This window comes from Gordonia sp. G4, assembly GCF_057770005.1.
Window position 1 is genome coordinate 2,861,119 of sequence record NZ_CM173442.1, and the last position, 11,709, is coordinate 2,872,827.

Consider the following 11,709-nt stretch of genomic DNA (forward strand, 5'->3'; position numbering starts at 1 on the left):
GTGTCACCTTAGGCCCGCCGCGCGACGACCTCGGCGTCGACGAAGGCCCGACCCTGCTCGCGGTCGAGTGGCGTCTCCGCCTTGTTGCGCAGGACGAACACATAGACCAGCAGCGACACCGCGATCACCGCCGTGACGTAGGCGATGAACCACGGGACGTGGCCGCCGTTCTTGGCCGCCTGGTAGATCAACGGTGCGGTGCCGCCGAACGCGGAGTTCGCGAGGGCATAACCGAGACCGACTCCCAGGGCCCGCACGTGCGACGGGAAGAGTTCGGCCTTCACGATCGCGTTGATCGACGTGTAGCCGGTGAGGATCACATAGCCGACGGCGAGCAGGGTCAACGACGCAGCCACCGAGGTGGTCTGAGGCAGATAGGTGATCAGGACGTAGGTGTACAGGACACCGCCGACGCCGAAGAAGATCAGGACCGGTTTGCGCCCGACCTTGTCGCTGATCATCCCGCCGATCGGCTGCAACATCATCAGGAACACCAATCCGATGAGGTTGATCCAGGTCCCGGTGCGACCGTGGTCTTCGTACGCCGTCTTGACGATGGCCGGCGCGTTGACGCTGTAGGTGTAGAAGGCGATGGTGCCACCGATGGTGACCAGGAAGCAGACCAGCAGGGGGCGCCAGTAGTGCAGGACGAGCTCACGAATAGATCCGGACTCGGAGTCGGCCCCGCTGCGGACGGCCTCCAACTGCTCCGGGGTAAGCGACTCGTCCATGCTGCGGCGCAGCCAGAAGACGACGACGGCAGCCACGCCGCCGATGAGGAACGCGATGCGCCAACCGAAGTCGGAGATCTGGTCCTTGTCGAGGAACACCTGCATCACGAGCAGGGTCAGCTGTGCCAGCACGTGTCCGCCGATCAGCGTCACGTACTGGAACGACGAGAAGAAGCCGCGTCGCTCGCGGGTGGCCGCCTCCGACATGTAGGTGGCCGACGCGCCGTACTCACCGCCGGTGGCGAATCCCTGCACCAATCGACAGAGCACCAGGATGACCGCCGCCCACACGCCGATCGACTCCCGCCCCGGTGTCAGCGCGATGGCCAGGGAGCACGCGGCCATCAACGACACGCTGAAGGTCAGCGCCGCGCGTCGGCCCCGACGGTCGGCGTACCGGCCGAAGAACCAGGAGCCGACCGGCCGCATCAGGAAGGTGACGGCGAAGATGGCGTACACGTAGACGGTCGAGTTCTTGTCGGCCGGATCGAAGAACTGGCTCTCGAAGTACGTCGCGAACACCGTGTAGACGTAGACGTCGTACCACTCGACGAGGTTGCCGGAGGACCCGCGCAAGGTGTTGAGCACGGCGCGGCGGGTGGCTGCGGGCGACGAACTCGGCGGTGCGCTCCGTGCGTCCGCGGGGTGCCGGGTGGGCGAGTCGGTCATCGGTGTCCTCCAGATCGTCGAACGTGCACCCGACCCGGTCCGGCGTCGGTGCCCCTAACACTGTGAAGGCAGTCACAGGCTCAACCCAAGCCGATCGCGGTTTCCTAACACTCCCTTAGGACTCGTCGTCCGCCGCGGCACTCGACACCACGTCCGCGGCCGGGATCCAGAGGTCCACCCGAAGTCCCGCCGGTCGTCCGGCACTCACCGTCAGTTCGCCCCCGGCACCCTCGACCAGCGCCCGCGCGATGGACAATCCGAGTCCGGAGCCGGGTCCGCCTCCGGTCGACGCACGGAAGAACCGTTCCGTCACGCGTGGCAACTCGGCCTCCGTCACGCCACGACCGGTGTCGGCGACCCAGATGTGAATCCGCGCTTCCTCCGCCCGGCACCCCAGCTCCACGTTTGCGGCCGGCCCGGCGTATTTGACCGCGTTGCTCAGCAGGACGTCTATCGCGCGGACGAGGTCGTCCTCGTCGAGCGCCGCGATCGTCGTCCGGGTGGGCCCCGACGGCAGGGCGATCGACGCCGACAGTCCGGCGTCGGTGAGCGCACCCGCCCAGAAGTCGTGCCGCTCGACCAGCACGGCGCCGACGTCGCAGACGCCGGTGGCGGAGCCGGCGGGCCGCGCCTCGGCGGTGGCCAGGACCAGCAGGTCCTCGACGATGCGGTCGAGCCGATCGATCTCCACCAGCGTCTTCTGATGCGACTCGAGCGCTCGGCCGGTCAGGCCGAGGCCGAGAGTGTCGAGACGAAATCGGACCGCTGCGAGGGGGTTACGAAGTGCGTGCGCGGTGTCGGCCACCAGGCGGCGCTGGGCGGCTGTGGCGGTCTCGACGTCGTCGGCCATCGCGTCGAAGATGCGGGCCAGCTCGCGAACCTCCGGCGGGCCGGTGGCCCGGTGATCGCGGGGCTCGCTCGGCCTCGGCTCGCTCGCTCCGGGAGCACGGTCGATGACCGACGCGCGCAGCGATCGCACCCGTGTCGTCAAGGCGGTGAGCGGACGAACAGTCCAGCGCGACAGCGCAACAGCGATCACCGACCCCACCACGAGCATCGCGATGGCGCCACCGCCGATCACCGACCAGGTCCGGGCGACGTCGCGTCTGGCCTCCGACGTCGACGCCGCGATGACGACCGCGCCGTCGACCTGGGTGCCCGTGCCGATCGGCATGGCCACCAGTGCCGACGGGGGCGACCAGGGTGTCAATCCCGACGCGATCCGGGTTCGCTGGTTGCGCAACGCCTCGGACACGGCCTCGGCGACCTCCGGCGAGTCGGCGGTGAGCCCGGCCGCGGCCCGCGAAGTACCGAACCGGTCGACGACCACGACACCTTCGCCATAGAGGTCGCGGTAGCGTTCGACGGCCCGCTGCAGTTCTGGCCCCCGCGTCTCCGGTTCCCGATCGGCGAGGTCGGCGAAATAGGTTGCGGATGCGGTACGACTCTCGGTGAACCGTTGCAGCCGTTCACGACTCACCGTCGTCGCGAGAGGAATGGCCAAGCCGAGAACCACGATCGCCGAATAGGCGACGAGCACGAGCAGCACACGCCGCCACATCGCTCAGGAACCCCAGCGGTAGCCGTACCCGCGGATCGTCTCGATCACGCCGGGCCTCCCGAGCTTCGCCCGGAGTGCGGTCATGTGGACGTCGAGGCTACGGGAGATCGCGACGTGGGCGTCGCCCCAGATCGCATCCATCAACTGTTCGCGGCTCACCGCCTCACCGCGGCGTGTGACCAGGTGCGCGAGCAGTTCGAACTCCTTGGGGGTCGGCGCCACCTCGGCGCCGCCCACGGTGACCAGTCGCGCATCGAGGTCGACCACGATGTCGCCGGTCGTGACCCGTCGCTCCGTGGTGACCGGCGCGTCGGCCACACGCCGACGGGCGGCCACCTCCAGCCGCGCCATCAGCTCGCCGAGCCGCGCCGGTTTGACCACGTAGTCGTCGGCGCCGCCGCGGAGGGCCCGCACGACCGACCGCTCGTCCTGTCGCGCGGTGAGCACCACGACCGGGATGTCGCTGACCGTCCGCAACCGGCGCAGCACGGTCAGTCCGTCCTCGTCGGGTAGGCCGAGGTCCAGCAGGGCGAGGTCGAACCCGCGGTGACCGAGGAGGAGGTCGGCACCGCGTCGCATTCGCCGGGGCTCGTGTCCGACCTCGATCAGGGCGTCGACCAGGGCGTCACCGACCCCGTCGTCGTCCTCCACCACCGCGATACGCATCGGGTCCACGGTACGACAGGGGCCTTGGCCAGCCCCTCAGAGCACGATCTGCCGATTCACGTCCTTGTAGAGCAGGTACCGGAAGTTCGACGGCCCGCCGGCGTAGCAGGCCTGCGGGCAGAAGGCGCGCAGGGACATGTAGTCGCCCTCCTGGACCTCCACCCAGTCCTCGTTGAGCCGGTAGACGGCTTTGCCTTCCAGGACGTAGAGGCCGTGTTCCATGACGTGGGTCTCGGCGAACGGGATCGACGCACCCGGCTCGAAGGTCACGATGTTGACGTGCATGTCGTAGGCGAGGTCCTGCGGGTCGAGCATTCTCGTTGTGCGCCAGGCGCCGTCGGTGTCGGGCATCGGGGAGGGCTCGATGTCGCGCTCGTTGCCGAACTGCGGCGACGGCTCGTGACCCGCGATGGGCTCGTAGCGCTTGCGAATCCAGTGGAAGGATGCGGGGACGTCGCCGCGATTGTGCGCCGACCACGGGGTACCTGCGGGCAGATAGCCGAATCCGCCGTCGGTCAGTGTGTGGTCCTCGCCCGCGACCGTCACGGTCAGCGCGCCGGCGGTGACGAAGAGGAAGCCCTCGACCGCCGACTGTGGTTCCGGCGCATCTGATCCGCCGCCCGGGGCGACCTCGACGATCGTCTGCGCGAAGGTCTGCGCACCGCCGGGCACCGGTCGGTTGAGCACCCATGCGCGGGTGTCGGTCCACTCCGGGAAGACCGACGTGACGATGTCACGGAGCACACCGCGCGGGATCACCGTGTACGCCTCGGTGACGACCGCGCGGTCGCTCAGCAGGTCGGTCTGCGGCGGGAGTCCACCGGCGGGGGTGTAGTACGGCGTCGTGTTCATCGGGTTGTCCTCTGTGAGTGGGGGAGTGCGATCTCGCGCACCTTCGCGATGGGCAGGTCGGTCGTGGTCTCGACCTCGTCGACGGTCAGCGCGCCGCACAGTTCGCCGCGTCGGATGAAACCGGCGAGTGCGCGGGCCGTCGCGGGCTCGTCGAGTACCGACGACTCGATCCGATGCGCGTAGTTGCGCAAACGTACTGCGGCGGAGTCGAATCCGTCACGGTAGAAGGCGTACGTCGCCAGGAAGCGCGTGACCAGTTGAGCGGGGTGTAGATCCCAACCCTGGTAGAAGCCGCGTTCGAGATGGCGGCGGACCAGCCGCGCGTGCAACGCCCAGCCGGCTTCGACGGCATCTGGGTCGCCGACCGGGAGGATGTTCGTCGATCCGTCCGACAGCCGCACGCCGGTGCCCGCCGCCGCGAGTTGCATCACGGCCTTCGCGTGGTCGGCGGCCGGATGTTCCATCGACTGATAGGCCGCGGCGATACCGAGGGACGCCGAGTAGTCGTAGGTCCCGTAGTGCAGAGCGGTCACCCGACCCTCGCCGGCGTGGATCATCGGCGCGACGGCCGCCGTGCCGTCGACGCCCATGACCGCCTGGGGGGTCTCCACCTGGATCTCGAAACCGATACGGCCGTCGGGCAGTCCGTGAACTCGCTCGAGTTCGCGGGCGACGCCGACCATCGCGACGACCTGATCGGTCGAGGTGACCTTGGGCAGCGTCAGCGTCAATCCCGCCGGGAGGTCGCCGGTCTCCGCCAGACCGGCGACGAACAGGTCGAGGGTGCGCAGGCCGCGGGCTCGGACATCGGCCTCGAAGCACTTGAAACGGATGCCGAGGAACGGCGGCGAGGCGTCGCCGGCCGCCCGGATCGCGGCGACGGCGGCGTCGACCGCCGCGTCCTCCTCGTCGTCGGAGCGGACGCCGTAGCCGTCTTCGAAGTCGATACGGAGGTCTTCGACGGGCTCGGTGCGCAGCTTGCCCTCCACCAGGTCCGCGAGTGCGGATGCGGCCGAGTCGGTGTGGGCGACGGTCGAGCGGGCGATGGCGGCGAGGCCGCCGTGATCGGCAGCCGTGTCCAGCGCCGCCCGTCCCCAGTCCCGGGCCAGATCCGCTGAGTACCGGTCGGCGGGGACGTAGACCGTGTGGACCGGCTGCCGGCTCCCGTCGTCGCCCGGATACCGATCGGACAGGACGGCGTCTGCCGGTGCCAGGGTGGCCTCGACCTCGGCGAGGAAGGCCGCACCGAGGCGGCCGGGTTGCACACTCACGAGGCGCCCCCTAATGACGATTGGTGGAAAAAGAATTCCGCAGGGCGGAGTTTACTGCAGATCGGGTGCCTGCCACCACTCCTGGAGCGCAATGCATGCCGATTGTGGTTTCACATGATGGAACGTAGCGTGATGTCGGACTGTGGAGGTGGCGATGGCGGGGAACTCGGGCGGTGTGCAGTCCGTCGAGCGGGCATTCGAGCTGCTCGAACTCATCGGGCGCGCCGGCGGCGAGTGTTCCCTGAGTCATCTGTCGGCGGAATCGCCGCTGCCGCCCCCCACCATTCACCGGCTGCTGCGGACGCTCGTGGGGATCGGCTACGTCCGGCAACTCCCGAATCGGTCATATGCCCTGGGCCCCCGGCTCATCCGGCTCGGTGAGGTGGCCAATCGGCAGCTCGGCGCAGTCGCCGCGCCCGTCCTCGCCTCGCTGGTCGGCGAGCTCAGCGAGACCGCGAGTCTCGCGGTGCTCGACGGGGACATGGTCATCTACGTGGCTCAGGTCCCGTCGCCGCACAGCATGCGGACCAACAACGAGGTCGGCCGTCGGGTGACGATGCACAACACCGCGGTGGGCAAGGCCGTCCTCGCTGAACTCGACGACGCGCGCATCCTCAAACACGTCACCCAGGCCGGGCTCACCGCGGCCACCGAGTGGAGTGTGACGTCGCTGTCCGGCGTGTTCGCCGCCGTCGAGCAGGTGCGCGCGGACGGCGTCGCCACGGACGAACAAGAACACGAGGTCGGGGTCTGCGGCATGGCGGTCGCGGTCCCCGGTGCTCCCACGCCCATGGCGGTCGGCATCTCGGGGCCGGTGGCCCGATTCGACGATGACCTGCGTACCCGTGCGGTCGGGGCGCTGCGCACGGCGGCCGGGACCGTGTCCGAGGCGCTCATCGGGTCCAGGGAGACCTAGATCCGGGACGTAGGTCAGATGGTGAGCTTCGTCGGTGTCGTGCGGTTCGCGCCGTCGCCGCTGGAGCCGTCGCCGATCTGACCGTCGTTGTTGAATCCCCAGCAGTACACCGACGCCGCCGACATCGCGCACGACGTCCCGTTGCCGGTCGAGATCGACGTGACGTCGGTCAGTGTCGAGACCTCGCGGGGGATCTTCACCGAACCGCCGGAGGAGCCGAGCTGGCTGCGGTCGTCGTCGCCCCAGCAGAAGGCCCGGTCGTCGGAGACCGCGCAGGTGGTGCCCCAGTCGGTGGAGATGGCCGAGACCCCGCTCAGGTTGCTGACCTTGACCGGTGCCTGACGGGTCTCGCTGGTGCCGTCGCCGATCTGACCGTAGGCGTTGGAGCCCCAGCACCAGGCGTCGCCGCCGGCGACTGCGCAGGTCGTCTGGAAATAGGTGCTGGTGTTGGTGTTCGGGTCGTCGTCATCGGATGCCTCGTGATAGCCGCCGATGGCGATGTCGGTGACGTCGGTCAGTGTGCCGACCTTGACCGGCGCCGAGCGTGCCGTCGTGCTTCCGTCGCCGATCTGCCCGTTGTCGTTGGCGCCCCAGCAGAACGCCGACCCGTCCGACACGGCGCAGGTGGTGCCGTAGGCGGTCGCGATGTCGGTGACGACGCCGAGCCCGGGAACCTTCGTCGGGGCCGACACCGGGTCGGTGCCGCCGCCGGTGCCGAGCTGGCCGTACTCGTTGTTGCCCCAGCAATAGGCGTCGGTGCCGGCGACCGCGCAGGTGGTGCCCCACCCGGTGGAGATCGCCTTGACGTCGGAGATGGTGCCGACCTTCGTCGCGGCGTCCACCGTCGATCCGCTGGTGCCGTTGCCGACTTCGCCGTAGTGGTTGTTACCCCAGCAGAAGGCATCGCCGGCGGCGATCGCGCAGGCCGTCGAGACGTAGGCGTTCTCGCCGGTGAGGTAGCCGCCGGTGGCGACCGCGGTGGCGTTCGAGACGCCGGTCACCGGGACCGGGCGGGTGTGCGGCGTCGTGGTGCCGTCGCCGAGCTGACCCGTGTCGTTGTCGCCCCAGCAGTGCACGCTGCCGGTGACCACGGCACAGCTGCTGCCGAAGTTGGTGGTCACCACCGGCTGCGCGACGGTGGCCTTCTCCGGGTCGTCGACGGTGCTGCCGATGACGGCCAGACCGACGACGGCCGCGACCACGAGCAGCAGGACGGCGCCGAGCACGCCGGCGATGATCAGCCCGGTCCGCTTCTTCTTTGCCGGCGGGACCGGCGGCATGCCCGGGTATCCGGGTTGGGGCTGGCCGGGTTGCGCGTGCGGGCCCGAGAGGTGGGGCGCCGAGGAGTACATCGGCTGCGGTCCCGACGGTTTGTTCATCAGTGGCTGCGGCCCCGACGGCCCGGTCATCGTCGCCTGCGGAGGAGGCGTGTACTGGCCGTGGGGTGGGCCGAAGTGCTGCTGGGGTCCCGAGGGGTGCCCGGCGGACGGGCCGCCGGTGCCGCCGCCGACGAGGGTGGGCGGTGGCACCGAACCGGCGACCATCGTGTTTCCCTGCGCCGCAGGCGAATCGAGAGCGGACTTCAGCGCGGCCGCGAAGCTGCGGCAGTCGGGGTAGCGGGCCGCGGGGTTCTTCGACAACGCGCGCTGGAACACCGGGTCGAGGTGGGCGAGGTCGCCGCGCAGCTGGCCGATGTGAGGGACCGGACGCTGGATGTGTCCAAGCATCACCGAGGGCTCGGACTGCCCCACGAAGGGAGGCTGTCCCGCGAGCAGGGCGTACGCGGTGCAGGCCAGCGAGTACTGGTCCGACCGCGCCGTGGCGTCGGCGCCCTCGAGAGTCTCCGGGGCCGAGAAGGCGACCGTCCCGATGAAGGAATGGGTGCCGGTCAGGTTGGCCGAGCCGGCGAGTTTGGCGATGCCGAAGTCGAGCACCAGGGCGCGTTCGACGACGCTCGTGGCCGGGTCTCGCGTGACGAGTATGTTGGCGGGCTTGATGTCGCGGTGCACCACGTGGTGGCGGTGCGCGTAGTCGAGGGCGTCGGCGACCTGGGTGACGACCGTGGACACCTCGGCCGGCGTCAGGCGCTCCTCGGTGAGGTCCTTGCCGTCGACGTAGCTCATCGAGAACCACGGCGAGCCGTCGGAGATCCCATACTGATGGATGGTGATGATGCTGCGATGGTCGAGTTTCGCGGTGGTGCGTGCTTCGTTGGTGAAGCGCTGGTTGAAGCCGGGCTGCGCACTGACCGCCGTGGAGATGACCTTCAGGGCCTCGCGCCGTTCCAACTGCAGGTTCTCGACGAGGTACACCTCGCCCATACCGCCCGCGCCGAGCTGAGAGACCACGCGATAACCGGCGATGTGGGTGCCGGGACTCAACGGCACGGCGTCACCTCTTCCTGGACTTGGCGCCCGACGGGTTTCCAAATGACTGCTCTCGCAGACGTATGCAGGGACGATACCGAAACCGGAGGGGCCCGGGGCACCCTTCAACCGGATGACGGGACCGTCGTCAGAACGTGACCTGCGTGGGGGTCGGACGGTCGTCGGTGCCGCCGACGCCGAGCTGCCCGGTGGCGTTGAAACCCCAGCACCAGAGGTACGACGACGCGAGCGCGCACGAGGTCCGCTCGCCGGCGGATACCGCACTCACATCGGACAATTCGTTCACGCGGGTGGGCGCCGGACGGTCGGTCAGCGTGCCGTCGCCGACCGATCCCCAGGCGTTGGCGCCCCAGCAGTACGCGACGCCCCCGGCGAGTGCGCAGGTGGTGTTCGACGTGCCCGTGCTGATGGACTCGACCTCGCCGAGGCCGGTCACCGGCGTCGCCGTGCGGCGCCCGTAGGTGCTGCCGTCGCCGAGCTGCCCGAAGTCGTTGTTGCCCCAGCAATACGCGCTCGCCCCGGCGACCGCGCAGGCGGTGGCGGCGCCGGCGGAGACCGAGGTCGCGCCGTCCAGGTCGGCGACCCGGGTCGGGCTGGCCCGATTGGTGGTCGTGCCGTCGCCGACCTGCCCGTTGTCGTTGAGTCCCCAGCAGTAGGCGTCGCCCGCGGCGACGGCGCAGGCGAAGTTCACGCCGACGCTGATCGCGGTCACGTCGTCGAGGCCGCCGACGCGGACCGGTCGGTACTGATTGGCGGCGGAGCCGTCGCCGAGCTGGTCGAAGTCGTTGGTGCCCCAGCAGTACGCCGCGCCCGCCGAGATCGCGCAGGTGGCCCAGTTGGCGGTCGATATGGCGGTGACGTCGGCGAGGTCGGCGACCCGGGTCGGCGTCAGGCGCGCGTCGGTCGTGCCGTCGCCGACCTGCCCGTAGTCGTTGTTGCCCCAGCAGTAGGCGACGCCCTCGGCGATCGCGCAGCTGTTGGGGCCACCGGTGCTGATGGCGGTGACGCCGCTGAGATCGGCGACCCGCGTGGGCGTCTGGCGCGTGTCGGTCGTGCCGTCGCCGATCTGGCCGGCGGCGTTGTCGCCCCAGCAGTACGCGGTCCCGTCGCGGATCGAACACGTGGTACCGAGACCGGCGCTGAGCTGCGCCTGGGCGTCCGTGGCCGCCAGGGGCGACGACCCGGCATCGGTGGTGGCCCCGTCGTCAGAGCCGCCGAGGGTGACGACGCCGATGGCGACCACGGCCGCGAGGACCGCGACCGCGACGACCGCGGCCAGCGCGAGCGGCCACCGGCGCCGGCGCGCCGTTGTCCGCGCCGGAGGTGTCGGGGGCGGGGGAGTGGGAGGTGCCAGGGCGGGCGTGGGGGTGGAGCCCCAGGCCAGGGTCGGGTCCGCCGGCGATCGCGGCGGGATGACCTGCGTCGCCGGGAGGGGGCGCGTGGTCGGTCGTCGGCGCCGGCCCGGTCGAGCGCGGCGTGCAGATCCGCGGCGAACGCGCGGCAGGTGGGATACCGGTCGAGCGGGCCGCGCGCGAGTGCACGGTCGAAGACGGGGTCGAGCGCGGCGAGCCCGGGTCGATGGGTGCTGATCCGCGCCGGCCGTGTCGTGAGCTTCGCGACGATGTGGCGCGTCTGCGTGTCGGCGTCGAACGGGGTTGTGCCGGAGAGCAATTCGTAGGCCGTGCAGGCCAGGGCGTACTGATCCGACGCGGGGCCCGCCGGTTTGCCGTCGAGGATCTCCGGCGCCGCGTAGACGAGGGTCCCCACGAACGACGACGGCGCGGTCAACGTGGTGGCGGTGGTGAGTTTCGCGATCCCGAAGTCGAGCACCACCACGCGGTCGAGGGCGTCGTCCATCGCGCGTCGCGTGATCATGATGTTGCCGGGTTTGATGTCGCGATGGATCACGCCGTGCTCGTGTGCGTAGTCGAGCGCGTCGGCGACCCGGGAGACGACGGTCGCCACCTCGTCCGGGCGGAGCGAGGCGCGGCGGAGGTCGCGCCCGTCGAGGTGGGTCATCGTGAACCAGGGGTCGCCGTCGGTGACGCCGTAGTGATAGATCGTCACGATGGCGGGGTGGTCGAGCGCCGCCGCGGTCTGCGCCTCGCGGCTGAACCTCCGCGCGAACTCCTCGTCGACGGTCTCGGCGATCGAGATCACCTTGAGGGCCTCGCGCCGACGCAGTTGGGGGTTCTCGACCAGATAGACGGTGCCCATTCCACCGCTGCCCAACCGCGTGATCACCGGGTAGCCGGCGACCTCGACTGGCTGGGCGGCCATGGGCGTCTCCTGGTGGCGTGACCTGTGTTGCGACGACGATAGCCCCTCGCACGGCCGTCCTGCCCTGACACGGCACTTGTTCATCCGAACGACATGGCACAATGCTCGACGTGGCAAACAAATCTGGCGCTGAAACATCCACCCCCGGCGAAGCGGGTGCCGGCACCGGCCGAGTCGTGAAATCCGATGGCCGCAAGAAGCACTACGTCGACAACGGCTGGCCGCAGGACGACAACGGCGACGCCGCCGAGCATGCCGTCTCCGAACTCGCGACCCACATCTCCGGTGCGCTGTCGCCGTTCGGCGACACCGAGTTCCCGCTTCCGGTCGACGAGCTGCCGTTCGTGCAGTCGAAGACCATCGTCAACCGCTGACG

At 69.8% G+C, this 11,709-nt stretch carries 8 protein-coding genes and 1 pseudogene; 2 read left to right on the top strand and 7 right to left on the bottom strand.

Going from position 1 to position 11,709, the window contains the following annotated elements:
- Nucleotides 1-8: 8 nt before the first annotated feature.
- The 5 genes from AC3B5T_RS12780 to AC3B5T_RS12800 form a co-directional block, all read right to left on the bottom strand.
- A complete protein-coding gene (locus tag AC3B5T_RS12780) occupies nt 9-1,400 on the bottom strand; it encodes an MFS transporter (RefSeq protein WP_055477147.1) in 1,392 nt (463 codons plus the stop codon).
- Between the two features lie 115 nt (nt 1,401-1,515).
- Entirely contained in the window at nt 1,516-2,961 is a 1,446-nt protein-coding gene (locus tag AC3B5T_RS12785; RefSeq protein WP_055477146.1) for a sensor histidine kinase, read from the bottom strand.
- 3 nt (nt 2,962-2,964) lie between these two features.
- Entirely contained in the window at nt 2,965-3,627 is a 663-nt protein-coding gene (locus tag AC3B5T_RS12790; RefSeq protein WP_044507658.1) for a response regulator transcription factor, read from the bottom strand.
- A 36-nt stretch (nt 3,628-3,663) separates the two neighbouring features.
- The gene (locus tag AC3B5T_RS12795) at nt 3,664-4,479 is read right to left on the bottom strand and encodes a bifunctional allantoicase/(S)-ureidoglycine aminohydrolase (RefSeq protein WP_010844341.1); all 816 of its coding nucleotides are present in this window, start codon (nt 4,477-4,479) and stop codon (nt 3,664-3,666) included.
- The gene (locus AC3B5T_RS12800; RefSeq protein WP_055477145.1) at nt 4,476-5,750 is read right to left on the bottom strand and encodes a DUF6986 family protein; all 1,275 of its coding nucleotides are present in this window, start codon (nt 5,748-5,750) and stop codon (nt 4,476-4,478) included. Before AC3B5T_RS12800 ends, AC3B5T_RS12795 begins: the two co-directional genes overlap by 4 nt.
- 154 nt (nt 5,751-5,904) lie before the next feature.
- On the opposite strand from AC3B5T_RS12800, the gene AC3B5T_RS12805 reads away from it, so the two are divergent.
- A complete protein-coding gene (locus AC3B5T_RS12805) occupies nt 5,905-6,666 on the top strand; it encodes an IclR family transcriptional regulator (RefSeq protein WP_035718116.1) in 762 nt (253 codons plus the stop codon).
- Between the two features lie 14 nt (nt 6,667-6,680).
- Here the strand turns inward: AC3B5T_RS12805 and AC3B5T_RS12810 are convergent, their stop codons facing one another.
- A complete protein-coding gene (locus AC3B5T_RS12810; RefSeq protein ID WP_488357431.1) occupies nt 6,681-9,053 on the bottom strand; it encodes a protein kinase domain-containing protein in 2,373 nt (790 codons plus the stop codon).
- A gap of 127 nt (nt 9,054-9,180) precedes the next feature.
- A pseudogene (locus tag AC3B5T_RS12815) lies at nt 9,181-11,333 on the bottom strand (RCC1 domain-containing protein).
- Between the two features lie 101 nt (nt 11,334-11,434).
- On the opposite strand from AC3B5T_RS12815, the gene AC3B5T_RS12820 reads away from it, so the two are divergent.
- A complete protein-coding gene (locus AC3B5T_RS12820; RefSeq protein ID WP_055477142.1) occupies nt 11,435-11,707 on the top strand; it encodes a hypothetical protein in 273 nt (90 codons plus the stop codon).
- Nucleotides 11,708-11,709 lie beyond the last annotated feature (2 nt).